The organism is Shinella kummerowiae (assembly GCF_009827055.1).
Lineage (GTDB): Bacteria > Pseudomonadota > Alphaproteobacteria > Rhizobiales > Rhizobiaceae > Shinella > Shinella kummerowiae.
The window spans coordinates 121,533-141,826 of record NZ_WUMK01000008.1 but is presented as its reverse complement, the minus strand read 5'-3'; the positions used below and the strand labels follow the sequence as shown (position 1 = coordinate 141,826).

The window sequence follows — 20,294 nt, the reverse complement described above, 5'->3', positions numbered from 1 at the left end:
GACCGCACCGTTCCACGGAAAAATGGTTCAGGAAAACAGGATCGCCGACAGCTTGCGCCGGGCGGCCATCGTCGCCGGGTCCTTCGGTCCCCAGACGTCGAAGAACTGCAAAAGCTCGCGGCGCGCGCCGTCGTCGTCGAAGGTGCGGTCGCGCTTCATGATGAGCAGCAGGTGATCGGCCGCCGCCTGGCGGTCGCCCTCGACATTGCGGATCTTGGCGAGGTTGAGCCGCGCAGCATGGTCGTCGGGGTTCTGGGCCAGGATCTGTTCGAGTGCGGCGGGATCGCCGAGCTTGCGGGCTTCCTCGATCTGGTCGAGCTTTTTGACGACGGCGACAATGGCTGGATCGGCCGCAACGGCGTCGGGCAGGTCGCTGAGCGCCTGGCGGGCATTTTCCGGCTGGCCGACGGCGATCATGCATTCGACGATGCCGGCAAGCGCGGCCGCATTGTCCGGATCGGCCTGCAGCAACATGCTGTAGAGATTGGCCGCGCCGTCGAGATCGCCCGCATCGAACAGTGTCTTGGCTTCGGCCAGCACTGCCTCGATCTCGGCCTTCTCGTCGGCGCCAGCGGGGCCGGCGATCTTGTCGATGAACTGGCGCACCTGGCTTTCCGGCACCGCGCCCATGAAGCCATCGGCCGGCCGGCCGTCGACGAAGGCGACGACGGCGGGGATCGACTGGATGCCGAGCTGGCCGGGAATGGAGGGATGATCGTCGATATTGAGCTTGACGAGCTTCACCCGGCCAGCGCTTTCGCGCACGACCTTCTCGATGATTGGCTGGAGCTGTTTGCACGGGCCGCACCAGGGCGCCCAGAAATCGACGAGAACGGGCTGCTGACGCGAGGCTTCCAGCACGTCGCGCGTGAAATTCGCCGTCGTCGTGTCCTTGATCAGGTCATCCGCCGCCGGTGCCGCGCCGCCATAGCTCGCCGAAACGTTCATCTGCGCGCCATAGGACGATGCATAGGGGTTGTCGCCTGCACTCATGGGTCTCTCCTGTGGCGCGAACCGCGCCTTTAATCCGTCGTCGCTGCGCCCAAAATCGTATGTCAGGACGTGACTTTCAAGACAAGCGGCTCGTGTCCGGTCGCTTCGATAAAGCGCAGCAAGTCCTTCGAGCCGATCGAGGTCGTCGCATCGTTGCGCAACGGATGCCCGTTGATCGTGTCATAGGCCATCAGGTCGGCATCGATGATGATCTTCACCTTGCCCTCGACATCGTTGATCACGCCGAAAGCGGTGACCGCGCCCGGGATGACGCCAAGATATTCCATCAGCTTTTCCGGCTTGCCGAAGGAGACGCGGCTTGCCGCACCGATCACGCCATGGATGGTCTTGAGGTCGACCGTCGCATGCTCCTCGACCGTCATCAGGAAATAATTGTCCTTCTTGTCCTTCACGAAAAGGTTCTTCGTGTGGCCGCCGGGAATTTCGTCGCGCAGCGCCACCGATTCGGCGACAGTGAAGACGGGTTCATGTTCCTTCGTGCTGTGGGCGATACCGAGCCCATCGAGAAACTGAAAGAGGTCCTTGTCGGTCTTCGGCTGCATATCGGTCATTCTGGTCTTCCCGGCATGAATTGCTCCTGCCCGCTGATAGGGCTTCGGCAGCCCCGGCGCAACCGCCCGGAAAACCGGCGCTTTGAAAGTCGCCACGATTTTTTCTGCAAAATCGGTCATTTCCCTGTTGCATTTAAAAAGGCCTTGGGCCATATAGCGCCCGTCGCCGCAACGCAGCAGCGACCTTCGGCCAAGCACTACCCCAGGCCGACGACGATGAGCGGGTGTAGCTCAGGGGTAGAGCACAACCTTGCCAAGGTTGGGGTCGGGCGTTCGAATCGCCTCACCCGCTCCATTCTTCCAAGACGTCGCAAGCCTCGGTTCGCCGGGGCTTTTGTGCGTTTTGGGGCAGTTGACATCGCGGGGTGCGGAAGCAGCGAAAATAGCCGCAGTTACCGTCGGGTTACACGCTGCAACGCGCACTAATTTCCGATTTGCGCCAACAGCGGTCACCGGAGCTGGTTATTCACCACCAGTCAACGTGGCAATTTCGCGAACCCCTTTGCGAGGATCGGGCCTGTCGGGAGGCCGGTTGGTGAGCCACCTGCCTGCTCCAGCGTGATTTCATAGAGTTGATCGCGTTGAGGTGTCGGGAGAACCGGACCGTCGAGCGTTGCCGAATGGATGCCGTCAATCAAGCCCAGCGAGACAGGCCCCGTTTCGCGGGACGGCAGGGTCCAGACCTGAATCGTCTTGTCGGATGGCACGTCGAAGTCTGCAAGCATCCGCACCACCGCCTTCTCGCTGCCGAAGTCTTCGACAACGGCCTGGACCTCGCCCGCGTCGTTGAGCAGCACGGCAATCACCAAGGGTTCCTGTATCCGCATCAGGCTGGCCGCAAGGCCAATGGCCAGTGCGATCGTGGCGGCAATGGCCAAGAGGGCCGTCATGCGCCATCCACGCCGATTGTCGTTGGCCGGCCTTGTTGGCGGCATCTTTTCGATCGATTTCGATTGCACGGGAAGTGCAGCCTCGATCCGGCGCCAAAGCCCTTCGCTGATTGCTGCCGGCTCCATGCTGGTGTCTAGCGGCAAAAAACGTTCCCTGCTCGCGGCGATTGCGGCCTTCAGGTCGGCATCGCGTTCCATTTCCACCTCGACCTCCGCAGCGTCTCGTGGATCGAGCAGGCCCAAAACATATTCGTCGGCGGTTCCAGGGGTATCGTTGCGATCGTACGTCATGCCATGCACTCCCGAAGCGATGCGAGCCCGCGCCTGATCCAGGACTTGGCCGTGCCGAGGGGAATACGCAGACGTCCCGCGATCTCACCATGGGAATAGCCGCCGACATAGGCCATGAGGATGCCATGCCGCTTCGTTTCATCAAGGGCGCCGAGGCAGTCATGCAGAAGGGAATTGCGATCCAGTTTGCGCCATGCAGCGATCACCTCGTTGACCTGTTCGCTTTCCCGTAGGGCGTCAACCTCTTCGACCGTATGCTCACGCTTGCCGTCACGCAGCAGATTGAGGGCCCGGTTTCTGACGATGGCGTAGATCCACCCGCGTGCCGAGCCGCGCGTGGGGTCGTATTGATGGGCGTGGGTCCAGATACGTATAAATGCATCCTGGACCACTTCTTCAGCCAGGTCTCTGCGCCGGACGATCCGTTCGGCCACGGCCACCAGGCGGCCTGCCTCACGATCGAAGATACCGCGCAAGGCCGTTCGATCACCTTTGGCACAGGCAGCAAGTGCCTTGTCGAGATCGTCCGGCGCATGACCCGTCAGCATCCAATACCTCTTCGGTTGCCGCGGGACAGACCGCCCACGTTCCTTCAATAGTCATAAACGCCAAAGACCCGTTTGGATGCAGCCGTAAATATTTTTTGTTGAGGTGCATCCAAACGCCTTAGCCCCGGTGTCTGTTGTTGAGGAAGCGCCGAAAGCCGGCTGCCTTCCCTGGTGAAACAACACGGGAGAAAGACATGAAGACCATTCGTTTCGCTCTGATCGCCTCCGCAGCCATGGCCGCAACCGCTTCAGCAGCCTATGCCGCACCTGTCCTCGGCCTGACAGGCGACAAGACGCTTGTGATGTTTGACACCGAAAAACCTGAGGTGACAAAAACCATGGATGTCACGGGTGTCGACAAGCTCGTCGGTATCGACTTCCGCCCAGGCAACAAGACCGCCATCGGCGTCACACCGGATCATCGCATCGTGAGCATCGATCTTGAAACTGGCGCGGCAACCGATGTCGCCAAGATGGACACGATGCTGACGATGACGGAGGCTCCTGTCGTCGTGGACTTCAACCCTATGGCTGATCGTCTGCGCTTTATGACCGGCACGACGAACCACCGTGTCCATCCCGATACCGGAGCCGTTACGGTCGACGGTACCCTGGCCTTCGAGGACGGCGATATGCATAAGGGCGAAACGCCCAACATCGTGGCGGCGGCCTATACGAATTCCATCGGCAAGCCGGAAAAGACGGCAATGTACAACATCGACGCCACCATCGGCGCACTGATCCAGCAGACGAAGCCGAACGACGGCACGTTGAAGGCGATCGGCAAGCTCGGCCTCAAAGAGACGCCTGCAACCTATGCCTTCGACATACAGGGCATGGAGGGTGGTGAAAACGCGGCCTATCTCGTGGCTGGCAAGACGCTCTATACCATCAATCTGGAGACAGGAGCCGCGACCGAAGTCGGCGCCGTCACCGGCCTGGGTGCCGACGTGCGGGACATTGCCATTCTGCCGGCAATGTGAGGCTATCAATCGGGGCCGGCGATTGCCGGCCCCGACACAGCACGGTCAGCTGAATTCGAACCGGCATTTTCCAGGGTCTTACCTCAACACAAGTGCTCATGCAGCGTCGAGCAAGCACCATATCGCCTCTGTATGCCCGCGTGGCGGCGAGTGCTTTTACGATGATTGCGACACGCTCAATCGACGACCTTGCGGTCGGACCGCACCAGCCGGGCGTGATCGGTGATGAAGGCGGCGATCTTGTTGGCGCCGTTCTGCCAGTCGATGGCCGCGCAGCGCGCCGCCATGTGGCGACGTTGCCAGGGGTCGAGAAGTCGCGTGATGAAGTCGCGGCAGCGCGGCAGGTCGGTGTCGCGCCGCATGATCCAGGCGTAGCCGTTGAGCTCCGCCCAGCGGGCGCGGCTGAGCTGCATGTCCATTTCATCGGCCTCGTTCGGCACGAACAGGGTGGGGATGGCGCCGAGCAGGTTTTCATGAAAGCCGTTATAGCCGGCGGCCGACACGGCCGCATCGAAGGCGCGGCTGTAGCGGAAGACGGGATAGGCCTCGCGCACCAGGTGGCGCGGACCGGCCGGCTGGATGGGCTCAATGGCCGCACGGATCGGCGACTGGAATTCGACGACGACGGTATCGGGATGGGACAGCACGGCATCCATGACGGCCGTGCGGACCCCTGCCATGTCGAAATTGTTGCCGGAGCCGATCTGTAGCGCGACGACCGTGCTGTCCGCCGGCAGGGCGAGCAGGCGGCGGGCTTCATCCCGTTCCATGCGGTCCTGCGGCGTGATGTGCAGCACCGGCGGCACCGTATAGGCACGGTGGCGAACGTCTCTGGTCGGCCCGGTATCGAACTCCTCGGCAAACTCGCCCGGCTCGATGATGGCGTCGAAGGCGCGTTCCAGATCGAGGAAGAGGCGATGCCCTTCCCGCCACATCGGCCGGCGCATCCACAGGGCATAGATATCCGGAAAGAGCGCCAGCACGTCGGCGATGGCGGGAAAGACGGCGGTCGCGTCATAGGCGATGACGGCAGGCTTCAGATGGCTGACGAGTTCGAAAAGCTCGTCGGCGAAAACGCTGCGCCAGTCCTTCGTATCCGCGCCCATGGCCCGGTGGTGGTTGAAGAAATGGGTCTGGTAGCCGGCTTCAACGGCCACCTTCGCGGCATAGGACATGGTCGCGAAAACGGGCACAAGATCGGGCGGCAGGCGGTCGGCGACGGCCATCTGGCGGGTGATGTGCCCCATGCCGATGCCGTTCGACGACAGGAAGAGCACGGGACGCGACGGCAGCGGCGGCTTAAGGGAAGTCGGCGATGGCAGGCCATCGACAGTGGCAGGCATCAGGGCGGTAATCCGGCCGGCAAAACGCGCGATGCTGTGCCGCTCCACGGCAAAGCGGCGGGCGCGCTCGCTCTGCGCGGCATAGAGTGCGGGATTGGCGATGTGGTGGTCGATGAGCATCCTGACGTCATCGGGCACGGCGTAGAGCGCGGCCTCGCCGAACAGCGGCTCGAAATGTTTTGGAAGAATGACGACGAGGCCGGCGGCAAGCGCCTCCAGGATCGCCCGGCCGAACGCCTCCGACCAGGCCTCGCTGTGGTAGTAGACATAGAAATCAAGGTCGGCGAGGAAGTCCGCAACGCCCGCAAAGCCGAACGGCTGGAGCTTCCAGTTTTCCGGAATCGCGCCGTAATGGGCCTGAAGGAACTCTTCGCCGCCCAGCATGCGGATTTCATAGCGCCGGGCATCCGTCGGATAGACGGCCTTTGCCTGCTGGAGCGTGTCGGGCCATTTCTGGGGATGCGGGCGGGAATGCCGGCCGATGCGCACGGGCATTTTGAGGGCACGTGGTTTGCGGCAGGGCCAGTCGTCGAGATCGATGAGGTTGTGCCAGTCCTCCTCGAGCAGCGCGCAATTCTGCGGCAGGTGGCGTGGCAGGCTCTGTCGGACGACCGGGCTGACCGGTGCCAGCAGCACCGGCTTGCCGAAGGCGAAGCGTGCGTGTTTCACGACGGTTGCGATGTCGTATTGCTGCTTTCCCGCCCGGTCGACGGCGGGGTGGTGCAGCACGATCACCACCTTTTCCGCGTCGATCGCCGGTCGCGGCTGCAGCGGGTTTATGAGGATGCCGGGATGGTGCAGCAGCAGCAGCCGGGTCTCGACTTTCTGCGCCGGATCGACCCGTTCCGTCAGGCCTTTGTCGAGATGGGCGCGGATATCCGCGTGCACCGGGAAGGGCAGGCCGAGGATCGGCCCCTTCACCATGAGCAGGCCCGTGCTCCAGCCTTCGCGCGCCGCCGCCGTCATTTCGGCGGCAAGGGCGGTGGAGGTACCCCCCTCGAAGCGCACGTCGGCAACAAAAACGATGTCGTAGCGGCAGACCGTCATGCCTGTTCCTCTGCCGCGGCGAGGAAGCGATCGATGTTGGCGCCATAGGCCAGCACGTGTTCGGGCTGCCATTTGGCAAGGATGATCTCCCAGCGGGCCGCCAGATAGGCGCGCCAGGACAGCGTATCATGGTGCCGCTTCTGTTCTGCAAGCGAGGGGAAATATTCGAAGGCCGCGCCGGCGGCGCGAAAGTGCAGGAATTCCGGCAGGTCGGTGACGTAGACGATCTTGTCGTAACCCGCAAATGTCTTGCCGACCTTGGCGATGATCTCGTCGTGTTTGTCGCGGGCGACGTCGAAGAGCGTCACCACCACGATGCGTTTCGGCCCTGCCGAGCGGTAGATGTAGAGGTCGTTCTGTTCTGCGGCCGGGGCCGCGGGGCGTCGACTGGTCCGGAAGAACCGCAGAAGATCCATTCATGCCTCCTCTGGTTGCTGGTGCCATCTGGTGCCGGCGATCTGCCGCATCCAGGCTTCCAAGGCCTGTTGAGCCGGTTCAGCCTCTCGGCCGGAAAACAGGCATGTTACGAACAGACCATCGGCCGGCACCGCAAGCCGGGCCGTCAGGCGCCGGATCTGGCTGAAGCGGTCTTCATCGGCCGCGACCGGCTCGATCGTGAGGGGGTGCGCGTCGGGCGCATGAAGGCGAACGGTGATCCCATGGTCGTCCTCACCGAGGCAGATCCGCCCGTCGCGATAGGAGACCGCCGCCTGCGTATGGCACTGCCAGAGGATCGAGGGCCTGTCGCCCTCGCGCTTCGGCACGATCAGGTCGGCGACGACGACACCGCCGTTTTCGCCGGGTGCGAAGCCGCGCAGCTGTCGATACGGCGAAGCGGGGTCATGGATATCCAATGCGACGCGCGGATCGTCCGCGACGATGATCGCCTCGGCCTCGCTCGATTGTTCGCCGGCAAAGGCGACATTGTGCGCGCGGGTCTGCGTCAGGAAATAGGATCCCCGCCGGGCGGGATCGAAGTAACCGGGCGCTGCATAGTCTTCCCGCCCGAGATCGCAGACAAGGCGGTTTTTGCCGGCGTCGAGCACGAAGCTTCCGAGGTCGGCATGGCAGTGGTTTGTGGCGTTGCGCCCGGCGCGCGCCGCCAGGTACCATTCCGTTTCGTTCGCGTGGTGGCGCAGGACGGCGTATCCGGCGTCGAAGACGTCGATGTTGGGTGCCGTTTCAGGGGCAGGCGGCTCGGGTGGCGCGTTGTACCAGAGGAGATCGAAGGGATGGGCCGCACCCGATGCCTGCCATTGCCACGTCGCGGCCCCCGTCTCTCCGCTGCGGGCGGCAAACCAGCCCAGCATCGGGGACCGTTCGTGCTCGGTGGGCTCGTCGCCTGCGTTGAAACCCTGGCCGGACGGGCCGACGAGTGCCCGCTGGAAACGCCAATGGATAGGCAGGCGCTCGATCTCGGCCGGCACACGGTGCGGCAGGCCGGCTTCCTCCAGCGCCTCGACCGCGAGAATGGCGTAGCGCGCGGCAAAGGCGCCGTAGGCAGCACCCTCCGGCCATCCACCCCGGTCGTCGAAACCGCGCAGGGCCGATTGAAACGGGACAAGAGCGAGATCGAGAAGTTCGTCGCAGGTTTCGGGCATGGCGGCGCGCGTCAGCGCGGCGGAGGTGATCAGGCCACCGCAGCACACCAGCGTCCAGTTGGTCCGTGCCGTCACCCAGTCTGATCCGCTTTGCAGCGACTGGAGCCCCGGAAGCAGCGCATGGCGAAGGATGGCATCATCGATCAAGGACAGTTCGCTTTTCGCCATGACAGGTTGCGCCCAGTCCCGGCCGATCGCCACGGCAGCGGCGATTTCCGCGGTGTCGATGAAATGCTGACGGTTCCAATCGGGAAACTGAGCAGCGGCCGTGATTTCACGGACGATCCTGCGTCGAAAAGCGGCGTGGCCGGAGACGGCCCAGGCTGTACCGAGCGTGAAGATGCGCTCGCCAAGCAGCCGGCTTGTCTCAAGCATGGTGCCGCGCGCCGGATCAAGGCGGCGCTCGATGAGGGCCTGCCGGCTTATGTCGTCGGCGCGCGCGACAATGGTCCCCGCGATATGTGCGGCATGGGCGCTCTGCGCCAGCAGACGCCGCAACCGGTCCGGTTTGTTGTTCCCGAAGAGGATCATAGGAAACGCCCGTGGCCGGATTGCCCCTTTTGTAGCCCGCCTTGAATTGTCCGACAAAGAGCATAGAGCACGATGCTTCCAAACTTGACAAGCACTAGCTAAAGCTTGAGGATGAGGGCACGTAATTCTTCGATACTATTGTATTCTCGAGCCACAACCGTGCGAATTGGGGATGGGCCATGGCGAGATTGCTGGCAGGGAAGATATCGGCCCTCGCTGCTCTTTTTACGGCATCGATGATCATCAGCGGTTGTGAGACAACGGCCGGTGCGCCGGAGATTTGCAAGGCGAATCCAAAGTCTTCACGATGCGCGAAGGTTGTCAAAAAACAACCTGTGCAGGTCGCCAAGGTTCAAAAAAATCAAAGATCAGATACTTCTGCGTCGAAAACATCGAGGAATAACTATTGACCGCCTGATTTCAGGACGTGCTATAGGACTACTATGAGAGGGAGTTGATGGACATGAGACGCCATGGCCTTCTTGTCTATGCCCTTTCCTTCTTTCTTGTTCTCCTTCCCGGGCTGGCATTTGCCGAAACGTCTCCGGTGAAGCGCCTTGCGCTCGTGCTCGGCAATGAGGCCTACACGGATCTTCCCCCGCTCAAGAACGCGCTGGCCGATGCGAACGCTATGGATGCGGCGTTGCGCGACGTGGGGTTCGAGGTGCAGCTCGTGCGCGATGCCGACAAATCCGCCATGGAGCGCGCGCTCATCGACTTCCGCAACAAGATCGAGCCGGAGTCCGTCGTGCTCGTCTATTATGCCGGGCATGGGTTACAGGCGTCGGAAGAGAATTTCCTCGTGCCGATCGACGCCAGGATCGCCGATACCATGGACCTGCCGCTGGTTGCCATGTCGGCAAGCCAGGTGCTGCGCCAGCTCGAGGGTACGAAGGCCGGCTCGATCATCTTTATCCTCGATGCCTGCCGGGACAATCCTTTCCTCGGCAAGGACGGCAAGACCCGCTCCATCGGCAACGGCGATTCCCTGTCGCGCGGGCTTGCCCGCATCGCCAGCAAACATACGGGAACGCTGATCGCCTTCTCCACCTCGCCCGGTGATGTGGCGCAGGACGGCAAGGGCGGCAACAGTCCCTATACCGAGGCGTTGACCGCAGCGCTGCGCACGCCGGGCCAGTCGATCGAGGCGATCTTCAAGGACACGCGCGCCCGGGTGGTCGAGGCGACCGGCGGCCAGCAGATTCCATGGGAAAATTCGTCGCTCGTCCGCGATGTCGTGCTCATCCCGCAGGCCGGCGGCCCCAAGGTCGTCGAGGCGACGCCGTGCGATCTGGCGGCGGCCCATCCCTCTGATCCGGAACGCGTTGGACCGAGCGTGGAATATGCCAATCTCGATCCGCAGATCGCCGTTCCGGCCTGCGAGGCGGCTGTCGCGGGCGATCCGGCCAACATGCGCTTCAAGACCCTGCTTGCCCGCGCCTTCGACAAGGCCGGTCGCGGCGAGGAGGCCTACAAGCTCAATGAAGTGGCCATGGCCGCCGGCAATCTGGCCGCCTATCACAATATGGGCAATCTCTACCGCAAGGGTCTCGGCGTGAAGCTCGATCTGGCAAAGGCCTTCGAGCTCTACCTCTATGCCGCCGAACGGGGACATCCCGAAGACCAGAGCAATGTCGGCTACATGTATTTCCAGGGCCAGGGGGTCGTGCAGGATTATGGCAAGGCGCGCATCTGGCTGGAAAAGGCGGCGAACCAGAATTGGGGTGCCGCCTATGACAAGCTGGGCCTCATCTATCTCAAGGGGCTCGACACGAAGGTCGATCTGAAGGCCGCCGCGGATAATTTTCAGAAGGGCGTGGATCTCGGCGATCGCAGTGCCATGGTCAACCTTGCCAACCTCTACAAGGATGGCAAGGGCGTCGAGAAGGACCCGAAGAAGGCCTTCGATTTCTATTCGCGCGGGGCGCGGCTCGGCGCGGTCGCCGCATATGTCAATCTTGGCAACCTGTACGAGGAGGGCCGCGGCGTCGACAAGGATCTGCTCCAGGCCGCTTTCTGGTTCACGCTTGCCTCCCGTGAGGGGCGGGAAGACGCGCTGGAGAAATTGCGCGCGACGCGGGCCGTTCTCTCCGAAGGCGACAAGGAAATCCTCCAGCAACGGCTGGACGATTGGGCACGCGGCCGTTTCGGTTGATGGTTTTACGTCAGGTTTGATCTGTCATGTGCGTCGACCGGCAATGTCGCCTGCCGGCCGTTGAAGGGTGGTGGGCTTGACGTCGGTCCTATTGTGGGCATATACCCGCATAATGACCGCACCGTGTTATTGCAACCGTCTGAGAATGGCCAACCGAAAGCTCAGCGCCCTCTATGATGGCGCGCTGGAGCCGACCGGCATCAATATTGCGCAGTTCTCCCTGCTGCGAAATGTCGAGCGACGCCAGCCGGTGAGCCTGACGGAGCTTGGCCGGCATATGGAACTGGATCGCTCGACGCTTGGACGCAATGTCCGTGTCCTTGAGCGCATGGGTTTGCTCGAATTCGGACGCGGAGACGACCAGCGCGAGGCGCTGGTGCTTCTGACCGGGCAGGGAACCGAGATCCTCCAGACCGCCGTGCCGCTCTGGCAGACCTGCCAGGACGATGTCGCCGCACGCCTGGGGCCGGAAAAGCTCGCGCTTCTGACCGAATTGAACAGCCTGCTATGATTTTTTGATCGCTAAGCGGGTATCTACCCGCAGATTGGATGCCCGCATGCCGAACACCCCACCCTCCACCGGCACGACCATCTCCCGCTTTGCCGCCCGCCATGGCATCCATTATGGCTGGGTGGTGGCGGCCACCACCTTCCTGACCATGCTGGTGACGGCGGGTGCCGTCGGCACGCCGGGCGTGCTGATCGGTCCCCTGCAAGAGGAGTTCGGCTGGAGTACGTCGGAAATTTCCTCCGCCTTCGCCATCCGCCTCGTGCTGTTCGGCTTGATGGGGCCGTTCGCCGCCGCCTTCATCAACCGCTTCGGCATCCGCCGGGTCGCAAGCATCGCGCTCCTTCTGATCGGTGCCGGTATTTTCGGCTCCTTCGCCATGACGGAGCTGTGGCAGCTCACCCTGCTTTGGGGCGTCGTGGTCGGCTTCGGCACGGGGCTGACGGCCATGGTTCTCGGCGCGACGGTCGCCACGCGCTGGTTTGCCACCCGCCGCGGCCTCGTCGTCGGCCTCTTGACGGCCAGCACGGCAACCGGCCAGCTGGTGTTTCTGCCGCTGATGGCGTCGTTGACGGAGAGCCTCGGCTGGCGCGATGCCCTGACGCTCATTCTCGCCATGCTGTTTATCGCGGCCGTTGCTGTCCTCGTCTTCATGCAGGACCATCCAGCGGATGTCGGCTTGGCACCCTATGGCGCCAAGGACGGGGCGGTCGTCGCCCCCGCACCGCCGGCGACATTGGGCGCGATGCTTGCCTCGCCCATCTCGGTTCTGATGGAGGCGGCACAGACCCGGGTCTTCTGGGTGCTGTTCGGCACCTTCTTCATCTGCGGTGCCAGCACGAATGGCCTGGTGCAGACTCATTTCATCTCGCTCTGCGGGGATTTCGGCATGGCGGCGACGGCCGCGGCCGGCATGCTGGCGATCATCGGCATCTTCGACATTGCCGGCACGATCGGCTCGGGCTGGCTGTCCGATCGGTTCGACAGCCGTACCTTGCTGTTCTGGTATTATGGGCTGCGCGGGCTTTCGCTGGTCTACCTGCCCTTCACCAGCTTCAGCTTCTACGAATTGTCGATCTTCGCCGTCTTCTATGGTCTCGACTGGGTCGCAACGGTTCCGCCAACCCTCAAGCTCACCATCGATCGTTTCGGACCAAAGGCGCCCATGGTGTTCGGCTGGGTTTTCGCCGGCCACCAGCTTGGCGCCGCCTTCGCCGCCTGGGGCGCGGGCTTCACCAGGACGGCTTATGAAAGCTATCTTCCGGCCTTCTTCATCGCCGGCGTGCTGTGCCTCATCGGCGCGCTCGCGGTCTTTACCATCCGCGAGCCGAAAATGCCGGAGATGGAACCGCAGCCGGCCTGAACATCAGCCTCCCGCCAAGCTTGGCGCGCGATTGTCCGCCCGCCAGTTGGCGGGGCTTTGCGTGGTGACCCGGCGGAATTCGCGGTTGAAGTTCGATTTCGTCTGGAAGCCGGATTCGAACATGGCCGCGGTCACCGGCATGTCGGTCTCGCGCAGCAGCCGGCAGGCCTCGGCGATGCGGAAATCGTTGATATATTGCGAGACGTTCTTGCCGGCGAGGCGATTGATCGCGCCGGAAATCTGCCGGGCCGGCACGCCCGCCCGCCGGGCCAGGCGCGCAAGCGTCAGGTTCTCGTCGCGGAAAAGGTTTTGCGTGGCGAGCAGCCGGTCGACGCGCTCCAGAACGTCGCGGTCTCTTTCATCCGCCGAAGGGTCCTGTTCCGCCTCGCCGGGCGAAGCGGGGAGTGCGCGGGCGCGCGCGGCGACGGTCGCGGTCAGGCCGAGCAGGAAGAGGCTCAGCAGGTTGGCGTTGCTGACCATCATCGGCACGTTCTCCCCGCGGCTCCATTCGAAATCGAGCATGACCGCGATGTCGAAAGATGCGGACAGGCAAAGCGCGCCTGCGGCAATCAGCAGGGCCTTGTGCGCGCCCGCGGCGCCATCGAACCGCGCCTCCTCCAGCCCGTCAGGACCGGCCGTGGCGAGCCGCAGCAGGATCGCGGCATAGCCGACGAAGATGACGACGAGGGCAACGTCGATCAAATAGGGCGCAAACAGCAGCAAAGCCATGACGACGAGCGGCGGCAGTCCATTGAGCCAGGGCATGTCTGCCCGGTCGGGCTGGATGAGGCTGCGAAAACTCGCCAGCACCAGCGGGGGCACGGCCGCCGCCAGCACGGGCAGGACATAGCGCAGCGCGGTCAGGTCATAGCCCCAGCGCAGGCCGACGACGATGGATTGCAGGATGCAGAGCCCGATCAAGGCAAGGAACGGCCGGTTGCCGCTTTCCTGATTGCGCAGGAGCACCACGAAGCGGATCGCCAGCAGCAGGGCGACGACGAAGGGCAGGGGAATGAAGAGCACGGCGGAAACGGTTCTGTTGACGATGGCGCATCATGATCCGGATCGCGATCAAGGGCGACCTCAAACATGATCGAGGACGTCCGGAGGGCCGTAAGCGGCGATGATTTGCCCGTCAAATCAACCGAGCGAGGCTCCCATGTTTCCCCCCTTCATTCTGTCTACCCTTTTTATCGCGGGTGTATCGCTTGCATCCGCCCGAGCCGCCGATGTTGGCGTCCGTACGATCAGCGTATCCGCTCCGGAGCGTGGCCGCGCAGTCGAGGTCACCGTCTGGTACCCCACCGGCGCGGGCGGTCCGTCCAGTCTGGTCGGAGATAACCAGCTGTTCAAGGGCGCGCCGTCGGTGCGCGATGCGGCTCTTGCCAAAGGGCGTTTTCCCCTTGTGCTTCTCTCGCATGGTTCGGGCTCGCGGGCCGATGCGATGAGCTGGCTTGCCACCGCACTTGCCGAAGCCGGCTTCGTTGTTGCCGGCCCGAACCATCCCGGCACGACGAGCGGCGATTCCACGCCGGAAGAGACGGTGAAGCTCTGGCAGCGCACCGCCGATCTGTCGGCAGTGATCGATCGGCTTTCGAGCGATCCGCAATGGCGTGACGCTCTCGACCCGGCCCGGATCGGCGTCGTCGGCTTCTCGCTCGGCGGTGCAGCGGCGATGGAGATTTCCGGCGCTCGCGCCAATCTCGATGCCTATGCCCGCTATTGCGATGGTTATGATCAGGGAGATTGCGCCTGGTTTGCCCGTGGTGTCGGCTATGTCGATGGCAAGCCGATCAAGGTCGAAAAGCTCGATTTGCGTAAGGTGGACAAAGCGCGCTTCGAGCAGTCGAACCGCGACCCACGCATCCGCGCGGCGGTGCTGGTGGATACGGGGCTGGCCCAGGCCTATGAGGCCGATAGCCTTAAGGCGATCGATATTCCGCTGAGTTTCATCAATCTCGGCAGTCCGGGCACGATCCCCAAATCGGTCATCTCGGACGGACTGGCGACGCTCGTGCCGCAGGCGCGCTATGCGACGGTTGCCGATTCCTGGCACTACAGTTTCCTGCCGGAATGCAAGCCGGACGGCCTCGAACTGCTGAAAGCGGAGGGTGAAGTCGACCCGATCTGCGACGAAGTCACCAGCCGGCCGCGGGCGGATATCCATGAAGAGCTGAAACGCCTAGTCGTGGACGCGCTTCAGAAGACGCTCAAAGGCTCCTTCTGATCGTTGACGTCTGAACGAGAAAGACCAGCGGTCGGGTGTCCGATCGCTGGTCTCTGGCGTGTTTGCAGGGGGTTTTAAGCGGCGCGGCGCTGGTAGGCGGCGTTGCCGCGTCCCGCGTCGATATGGAACTGCGACAGCGCGGTTTGCAACTGGGCTGCCTCGCTGGCGAGAACCTGGCTTGCGGCCGTGGTTTCCTCCACCATCGCGGCGTTCTGCTGGGTCATCTGGTCCATCTGGTTGACGGCCGTGTTGATTTCGCCGAGCGCTGCGGACTGCTCCTGGGCCGCGCGGGTGATCGAGACGACGTGGTCGTTGACGCGGTTCACCAGGTCCTTGATTTCCGAGAGCACGTCGCCGGTCGACAGCACCAGCGAGACGCCGCCCTTCACTTCGCCGGCCGATGCGTTGATCAAAGTCTTGATCTCCTTGGCGGCATTGGCGGAGCGCTGCGCGAGTTCGCGTACTTCCTGGGCGACGACCGCAAAGCCGCGCCCTGCCTCGCCGGCCCGCGCCGCCTCGACACCGGCATTCAGCGCCAAGAGGTTGGTCTGGAAGGCGATCTCGTCGATGACAGAGATGATCTGGCTGATCTTCTGCGAGGACTGCTCGATGCGGCCCATGGCGCTGATGGCGTTCTGGACGATGTCGCCCGACTTGTCGGCGCTGTCCTTGGCTTCGCGCACGATTTCCGAGGCCTCGAGCGCGCGGCTTGTCGAGGTTTTGACCGTAGTGGTGATTTCCTCGAGGGCAGCCGCCGTTTCTTCAAGCGAAGCCGCCTGCTGCTCCGTGCGGTGGGCAAGCTGGTTTGCCGCGGCGGAAAGCTCGCGGGAATTGCCGGTGATCGTGCCGGCAGTGGTCAGGATGCCGGTCATCGTGCTGCGCAGCGTCAGCATGGCGCCATTGACGTTGGCCTGGAGCTCGGCGAAATCGCCCTGGAAGTGGCCAGCCATTTCCTGCGTCAGGTCGGCATGCGAGAGCGAGGCGATCACGCGGCGCACTTCGCTGACGCCGCGATCGACATTCTCGACCAGCTCGTTGACGCCCGTGGCGAAGCGGCGAAGATCTTCGTCCTCATAGGCCTTGGTGATGCGGCGCGAGAAGTCGCCGGCGGCAGCGGCCGCGACGATCGTGCTGATGTTCGTCTGCAGGTCCTTGCTCTGTGCCTGGAGGGCGGCTTCCTGGGCTTCCATTTCGCGCATCTGCATCTCGTTGGCGCGGAAGACGTCGAGGGTGCGCGCCATGGCGCCGATCTCGTCCTTGCGCTCGGTGCAGGGGATGTCGTCATCGAGCTTGCCGGCGGCGAGGTTCGACATCACGCCGGTCAAAAGCTGGATCGGGCGAACGATGCCGTTGCGGGCGAAGAGCATGCTGAGCAGCATGCCGGCGACGATACAGATGAAGGCGGTTGCGAGCAGCAGGATCTGCGTCGTCGTCGAGCGGGAGATTGCGGTGGCGCGCGATTCCGACAGCGTGGCGGCGGAGTAGGTCGTGTATTCCTTGAGCGCGGCGGTAACGGCCTTCTGGCCTTCCAGCGCCTTGTCGAGCGCGGCGAGAACGGCGGCGCGGTCCTGGCCCTTGTCCGAGCCGGCGACGGCCACCATGGCGCGGATATCCTCGAAATAGGGCGCCAGTGCCGCACGAACGCCGTCGAGCAGCTTCTGCTCATTGGCATCGGCCGTGGAGGCGATCTTCGGCAGGCGGTCGAGCATTTCCTTGGCGCGCTTCTCCGTCTCGGCGGCGAAGTCTGCTGCCTTTTCCGGGGCGATGGCGAGCTGGTAGGTCATGCGGCTGATGGCGATGACGTCGATGCGCAGGTCCATGGCTTCACGGGCCACTTCTTCCCGCGCTCCGGTGTCCGAAAGGGCGGCACCCAGCGAGGTCAGGCCGCGGCTGCCGACAGTGGCGATGGTGCCGGCGGCAAGGCCCATCAACAGCACGAGCAGGCCGACTTTCCGGGAAATCGAGAGATCCGAGATTTTCATGGACAGCGTCCCCGGGGTCTGCTGTCGCCGTCCTGGCGCGCTTCATCCCAAACAACCCGGGAACATTCCGGGTCAATCTGGCATCGTTTGTCCAATAGAAAGGTTTCGATTGTGTTGCGCGGCGGTTGCCGCTTTCGGCGTCACCTTTTGCGGAAGATGTAATCCGTCTCCTGCCGCAATATTTCGCCGGGCCGGAGTATCGCCTTGGGGAAATTGGCGTGGTTGACGGAATCGGGCCAGACCTGCGTTTCCAGGCAGAAGCCCGCAAAGGGGCCATAGCGGCGACCGTCGAGCCCGGGAACGGGCGGAGCGACCTTCGCGCCGGTGTAGAGTTGTACTCCGGGCTCGGTGGTCAGCACCTCCAGCGAGACGCCGGACCGGGGGCTGCGAACCTCGGCGACCGCTCGTTTCTTTTGGCGCTCCGGCGAGAGGCAGAAGTTGTGGTCGAAGGTGATGCCGCCCTCTTCCGTCTGCCGGCGCAGCGGCGTCCAATTGCACAGATCGAACGGCGTTCCAGTGACCGAACGGATTTCGCCGGTCGGAATCAGGTTCTCGTCGACCGGCAGGTAGTGATCGGCGTTGAGGCGGATCTCGTGGCCGAGCGCGTCGCTGCTGTCGTCGAGGATGAAATAGCTGTGCTGGCAGAGATTGACGGGCGTGGGTGCATCCGTCGTCGCTTCGTAGGCGACGGAGAGCACGCCATTGCCGGCCAAGAGATAGGTGCAGGTGATGGCGCAGGTGCCGGGATAACCGGCACGGCCGGCGGGATCGTTCAGCGTCAGTGTGACGAAGTCGGCGCCCTGGCCGGCGACATGCCAGTTCTGCCGGCCGATGCCGTCGCTGCCGCCATGCAGGTGCGAGACGCCACGTTCGTTGCGTTCGAGCTGATATTCGGTGCCGTCGATGGCAAACCGGCCGCCGCCGATGCGGTTGGCGCAGCGCCCCGGCGTCGCGCCAAAGTAGGGGGAGTGGGCGAGGTAGGACGGCAGATCGTCGAAACCGAGCACCAGGGGTACGTCATGCCCCTCAAGCCGGAGATCCTGGATGACCGCGCCCCAGGTCAGGACATGGGCGGTCAGGCCGCCGCCGGTGATCGTGATGCGCTGCACCGCTTCACCGGACTCAAGGTGACCGAAGATTTCATTGCCTGCACCCACGCTTCGTGTCTCCTCACCAATCCCGGCCGCGGGCGGCAAACTGCTGCAATTCTCTCCGGTCTGCAACCGAAAAGTCATACTTTTTGATGGCCTCAGAAGTTCTTCTGGTAGATGATGAAGGGCGTCTTGTCGGCGATGCGGTCATAGAGCTGGCGTGCGGTGGTGTTGAACTCCTGCGTCATCCAGTAGACCTCCGGCGCGCCCGCCTCCTTCGCCTTGGCATAGACCCCTTCGATCAGCGCCCGGCCGATGCCCGCGCCGCGCACATCAGGGTCGGCGAAAAGATCCTGCAGGTAGCAGACATTGCCGACCGTCCAGCAGGAGCGGTGGAACAGATAGTGGGCAAGGCCGACCGGCTTGCCGTCGAGCGTGGCAAGGAGGCCGCGATATTCGCCGTCCGCCGTCTCTCCCGTCAGCCGGGCGAAGGTGGTGGCAAAGATCTCCTCGGGCAGGACGGTGTTGTAGAAGGCGAGATAGGCGGTCCACAGGCGCCGCCATTCGCCCTCATCATCCTTGTGCAACGGGCGAATGACGACACGGCTCATGGTCAGGCTCCTGTTCCGATCTTTTCCAGATCATAGGGCGTGGTCTGGTAGATTTCATTGATCCAGTTGCCAAACAGCAGGTGCGCATGGCCACGCCAGCGGTTCTGCGGCGGCAGGGACGGGTCGTTGTGCGGGAAATAGTTCTTCGGCAGCTTGATCGGCACGCCGGCCGAGACATCGCGGAAATACTCGTCGGCAAGCGATGTCGAATCATATTCGACATGGTTGAAGATGTAGAGATTCTTCGCGTTGTCCTGCACCAGGCAGACCCCCGTTTCGTCCGATTCCAGCAGTATATCAAGCCCCGGCACGGCGCGAATATCGTCGGCGCGGATTTCCGTCCAGCGCGAGACGGGAACCTCGAAATTGTCGGAGAAGCCGTTCAGGAAAACCGACGACGGTTTGCGGTTGTGGTGGCGGTAGACGCCGAAGGCCTTCTCCTCCAGCGTGCGCTTCGGCACGCCGTGAAAATGGTAGATCGCCGCCATGCCGCCCCAGCAGACATTCAGCGTCGAATGCACGTTGGTCTGCGTCCAGTCGAGGATCGCCTTCATCTCGTCCCAGTAGGTGACGTCCTCGTAATCGAGCGTCTCCACCGGTGCGCCGGTGATGATGAAACCGTCGAACTTGCGGTGACGCACTTCTTCCCACGTGTCGTAGAAGGCGAGCAGGTGATCTTCCGAGGTGTTTTTCGCGCGGTGGCCGCCGACGCGCACCAGCGACAGCTCCACCTGTAGCGGCGAGGCGCCGACGAGGCGGGCCATCTGCACTTCCGTCTTGATCTTGTTCGGCATGAGGTTGAGCAGCCCGATCTGCAACGGGCGGATATCCTGCCGGATCGCCATCGTTTCGGTCATCACCCGCACGCCCTCGTGAACGAGGGTTTCGAAGGCGGGGAGCGTATCGGGAATCTTGATGGGCATGTCTCAACTCGATCCAAAACAAAAACCGGCCGCAACGATGTCGCAACCGGTCCACGTAAGGGTCTTCCTCGCGCGGCCCTTTAGCGACTTGTTTAACGTGGCTGCAAGCCGGCCGGCCAAATCACCACGAGCGTTTTAGATAGCGCCAGTCCGGTTGCGAATCAATCCGCTATCCCGGAGTCTACAAGACCCGGATGTGACGGGCACATCCGGGTCTTTGATTTCTCAGAAGGCGGGCAGCTTAGTAATAGCTGTAGTGGCGCTTCTTGTAGTAGACCTTGCCGCCCCAATGGCCGCCCCAGCGATGACCGTAATGGCCATAGTGGCGCTTGACGCGGTAGTGCTTGTAGCCGTGATGGCCGTAACCATGGCTGCTGTAGCCGTAGCTCTTGTAGCCGTAGTAGCCGGCTTCGGACGGGGCGGCGAAGGAAACAGCAGCGACGACGGCGACAACGGCGGACATGATGAACTTGCGCATGGGACTCTCCTGATCTCTTTCGGGTTGCAGGATGAGTTCCTCTCATCCAGTGATCAGACTTTCCCATATCGCCGCCGTTTAAGCTGTTTCGGATGGAACAGGGGCGTTTTGCGTCCGTTTTACCCGTCCCGCCCCACCCGCGACGTCATCCTCGGCC

The 20,294-nt window shown here is 63.1% G+C and carries 18 protein-coding genes, 1 tRNA gene and 1 riboswitch; of the genes, 6 read left to right on the top strand and 13 right to left on the bottom strand.

Features of this window, described 5'->3' with window-relative positions:
* Nucleotides 1-27 precede the first annotated feature (27 nt).
* Nucleotides 28-993: a thioredoxin gene (gene trxA / locus GR138_RS21010; RefSeq protein WP_160861224.1), complete on the bottom strand. Its 966-nt coding sequence runs from the start codon at nucleotides 991-993 to the stop codon at nucleotides 28-30.
* A 62-nt stretch (nucleotides 994-1,055) separates the two neighbouring features.
* A complete protein-coding gene (locus tag GR138_RS21005) occupies nucleotides 1,056-1,565 on the bottom strand; it encodes a prolyl-tRNA synthetase associated domain-containing protein (protein ID WP_160861223.1) in 510 nt (169 codons plus the stop codon).
* A gap of 220 nt (nucleotides 1,566-1,785) precedes the next feature.
* Here GR138_RS21005 and GR138_RS21000 point away from each other — a divergent pair.
* Nucleotides 1,786-1,860 (top strand) — tRNA-Gly (locus GR138_RS21000).
* A gap of 181 nt (nucleotides 1,861-2,041) precedes the next feature.
* Here the strand turns inward: GR138_RS21000 and GR138_RS20995 are convergent.
* Entirely contained in the window at nucleotides 2,042-2,746 is a 705-nt protein-coding gene (locus tag GR138_RS20995; RefSeq protein WP_160861222.1) for an anti-sigma factor, read from the bottom strand.
* Entirely contained in the window at nucleotides 2,743-3,294 is a 552-nt protein-coding gene (locus GR138_RS20990) for a sigma-70 family RNA polymerase sigma factor (protein ID WP_160861221.1), read from the bottom strand. The genes GR138_RS20995 and GR138_RS20990 overlap by 4 nt, the downstream gene beginning before the upstream one ends.
* A gap of 194 nt (nucleotides 3,295-3,488) precedes the next feature.
* On the opposite strand from GR138_RS20990, the gene GR138_RS20985 reads away from it, so the two are divergent.
* Nucleotides 3,489-4,277 carry a DUF4394 domain-containing protein gene (locus GR138_RS20985; protein ID WP_160861220.1) on the top strand — a complete coding sequence of 263 codons (789 nt, stop codon included), beginning with the start codon at nucleotides 3,489-3,491 and terminating at the stop codon, nucleotides 4,275-4,277.
* Nucleotides 4,278-4,453: 176 nt separating this feature from the next.
* Here the strand turns inward: GR138_RS20985 and GR138_RS20980 are convergent, their stop codons facing one another.
* From GR138_RS20980 to GR138_RS20970, 3 genes are read right to left on the bottom strand one after another with little or no spacing between them, the layout of a single operon-like run.
* Complete coding sequence (locus GR138_RS20980; RefSeq protein ID WP_160861219.1) at nucleotides 4,454-6,667, bottom strand: glycosyltransferase family 4 protein; 2,214 nt, start codon at nucleotides 6,665-6,667, stop codon at nucleotides 4,454-4,456.
* On the bottom strand, nucleotides 6,664-7,083 hold the full coding sequence (locus tag GR138_RS20975; protein WP_160861218.1) for a hypothetical protein: 420 nt from the start codon (nucleotides 7,081-7,083) through the stop codon (nucleotides 6,664-6,666). Before GR138_RS20975 ends, GR138_RS20980 begins: the two co-directional genes overlap by 4 nt.
* Nucleotides 7,084-8,799 (bottom strand): heparinase II/III domain-containing protein, encoded by a 1,716-nt coding sequence (locus GR138_RS20970; RefSeq protein WP_160861217.1) that lies wholly within the window; start codon nucleotides 8,797-8,799, stop codon nucleotides 7,084-7,086.
* Nucleotides 8,800-9,262: 463 nt separating this feature from the next.
* Between GR138_RS20970 and GR138_RS20965 the strand changes: the two genes are divergently transcribed.
* The 3 genes from GR138_RS20965 (at nucleotide 9,263) to GR138_RS20955 (ending at nucleotide 12,825) form a co-directional block, all read left to right on the top strand.
* Nucleotides 9,263-10,954 carry a caspase family protein gene (locus tag GR138_RS20965; protein ID WP_160861216.1) on the top strand — a complete coding sequence of 564 codons (1,692 nt, stop codon included), beginning with the start codon at nucleotides 9,263-9,265 and terminating at the stop codon, nucleotides 10,952-10,954.
* Between the two features lie 145 nt (nucleotides 10,955-11,099).
* Nucleotides 11,100-11,465, top strand: a complete 366-nt coding sequence (locus GR138_RS20960; protein WP_246200609.1) for a MarR family winged helix-turn-helix transcriptional regulator — start codon at nucleotides 11,100-11,102, stop codon at nucleotides 11,463-11,465.
* Nucleotides 11,466-11,511: 46 nt separating this feature from the next.
* Entirely contained in the window at nucleotides 11,512-12,825 is a 1,314-nt protein-coding gene (locus tag GR138_RS20955; protein WP_160861214.1) for an MFS transporter, read from the top strand.
* A gap of 3 nt (nucleotides 12,826-12,828) precedes the next feature.
* Here the strand turns inward: GR138_RS20955 and GR138_RS20950 are convergent, their stop codons facing one another.
* Nucleotides 12,829-13,848 (bottom strand): helix-turn-helix domain-containing protein, encoded by a 1,020-nt coding sequence (locus GR138_RS20950; RefSeq protein ID WP_160861213.1) that lies wholly within the window; start codon nucleotides 13,846-13,848, stop codon nucleotides 12,829-12,831.
* Between the two features lie 136 nt (nucleotides 13,849-13,984).
* Between GR138_RS20950 and GR138_RS20945 the strand changes: the two genes are divergently transcribed.
* A complete protein-coding gene (locus GR138_RS20945; protein ID WP_160861212.1) occupies nucleotides 13,985-15,052 on the top strand; it encodes an alpha/beta hydrolase family protein in 1,068 nt (355 codons plus the stop codon).
* Between the two features lie 74 nt (nucleotides 15,053-15,126).
* Here the strand turns inward: GR138_RS20945 and GR138_RS20940 are convergent, their stop codons facing one another.
* The 5 genes from GR138_RS20940 to GR138_RS20920 all read right to left on the bottom strand — a co-directional run bounded on the left by GR138_RS20940 (nucleotide 15,127) and on the right by GR138_RS20920 (nucleotide 20,137).
* The gene (locus GR138_RS20940) at nucleotides 15,127-17,034 is read right to left on the bottom strand and encodes a methyl-accepting chemotaxis protein (RefSeq protein WP_160861211.1); all 1,908 of its coding nucleotides are present in this window, start codon (nucleotides 17,032-17,034) and stop codon (nucleotides 15,127-15,129) included.
* A gap of 140 nt (nucleotides 17,035-17,174) precedes the next feature.
* Complete coding sequence (locus GR138_RS20935; protein ID WP_160861210.1) at nucleotides 17,175-18,191, bottom strand: aldose epimerase family protein; 1,017 nt, start codon at nucleotides 18,189-18,191, stop codon at nucleotides 17,175-17,177.
* 92 nt (nucleotides 18,192-18,283) lie between these two features.
* Nucleotides 18,284-18,736: a GNAT family N-acetyltransferase gene (locus GR138_RS20930; RefSeq protein WP_160861209.1), complete on the bottom strand. Its 453-nt coding sequence runs from the start codon at nucleotides 18,734-18,736 to the stop codon at nucleotides 18,284-18,286.
* Between the two features lie 2 nt (nucleotides 18,737-18,738).
* Nucleotides 18,739-19,659: a homoserine O-acetyltransferase MetA gene (gene metA / locus GR138_RS20925; RefSeq protein ID WP_160861208.1), complete on the bottom strand. Its 921-nt coding sequence runs from the start codon at nucleotides 19,657-19,659 to the stop codon at nucleotides 18,739-18,741.
* Between the two features lie 60 nt (nucleotides 19,660-19,719).
* Nucleotides 19,720-19,797, bottom strand: a riboswitch (SAM riboswitch).
* A gap of 103 nt (nucleotides 19,798-19,900) precedes the next feature.
* Nucleotides 19,901-20,137 (bottom strand): hypothetical protein, encoded by a 237-nt coding sequence (locus tag GR138_RS20920; RefSeq protein WP_160861207.1) that lies wholly within the window; start codon nucleotides 20,135-20,137, stop codon nucleotides 19,901-19,903.
* Between the last annotated feature and the right edge of the window lie 157 nt (nucleotides 20,138-20,294).

Bases quoted from the DNA above. Each gene is read 5' to 3' on its own strand.
- trxA (WP_160861224.1), bottom strand. From the start codon at position 993: ATGAGTGCAGGCGACAACCCCTATGCATCGTCCTATGGCGCGCAGATG.
- GR138_RS21005 (WP_160861223.1), bottom strand. From the start codon at position 1,565: ATGACCGATATGCAGCCGAAGACCGACAAGGACCTCTTTCAGTTTCTC.
- GR138_RS20995 (WP_160861222.1), bottom strand. From the start codon at position 2,746: ATGACGTACGATCGCAACGATACCCCTGGAACCGCCGACGAATATGTT.
- GR138_RS20990 (WP_160861221.1), bottom strand. From the start codon at position 3,294: ATGCTGACGGGTCATGCGCCGGACGATCTCGACAAGGCACTTGCTGCC.
- GR138_RS20985 (WP_160861220.1), top strand. From the start codon at position 3,489: ATGAAGACCATTCGTTTCGCTCTGATCGCCTCCGCAGCCATGGCCGCA.
- GR138_RS20980 (WP_160861219.1), bottom strand. From the start codon at position 6,667: ATGACGGTCTGCCGCTACGACATCGTTTTTGTTGCCGACGTGCGCTTC.
- GR138_RS20975 (WP_160861218.1), bottom strand. From the start codon at position 7,083: ATGGATCTTCTGCGGTTCTTCCGGACCAGTCGACGCCCCGCGGCCCCG.
- GR138_RS20970 (WP_160861217.1), bottom strand. From the start codon at position 8,799: ATGATCCTCTTCGGGAACAACAAACCGGACCGGTTGCGGCGTCTGCTG.
- GR138_RS20965 (WP_160861216.1), top strand. From the start codon at position 9,263: ATGAGACGCCATGGCCTTCTTGTCTATGCCCTTTCCTTCTTTCTTGTT.
- GR138_RS20960 (WP_246200609.1), top strand. From the start codon at position 11,100: ATGGCCAACCGAAAGCTCAGCGCCCTCTATGATGGCGCGCTGGAGCCG.
- GR138_RS20955 (WP_160861214.1), top strand. From the start codon at position 11,512: ATGCCGAACACCCCACCCTCCACCGGCACGACCATCTCCCGCTTTGCC.
- GR138_RS20945 (WP_160861212.1), top strand. From the start codon at position 13,985: ATGTTTCCCCCCTTCATTCTGTCTACCCTTTTTATCGCGGGTGTATCG.
- GR138_RS20940 (WP_160861211.1), bottom strand. From the start codon at position 17,034: ATGAAAATCTCGGATCTCTCGATTTCCCGGAAAGTCGGCCTGCTCGTG.
- GR138_RS20930 (WP_160861209.1), bottom strand. From the start codon at position 18,736: ATGAGCCGTGTCGTCATTCGCCCGTTGCACAAGGATGATGAGGGCGAA.
- metA (WP_160861208.1), bottom strand. From the start codon at position 19,659: ATGCCCATCAAGATTCCCGATACGCTCCCCGCCTTCGAAACCCTCGTT.
- GR138_RS20920 (WP_160861207.1), bottom strand. From the start codon at position 20,137: ATGCGCAAGTTCATCATGTCCGCCGTTGTCGCCGTCGTCGCTGCTGTT.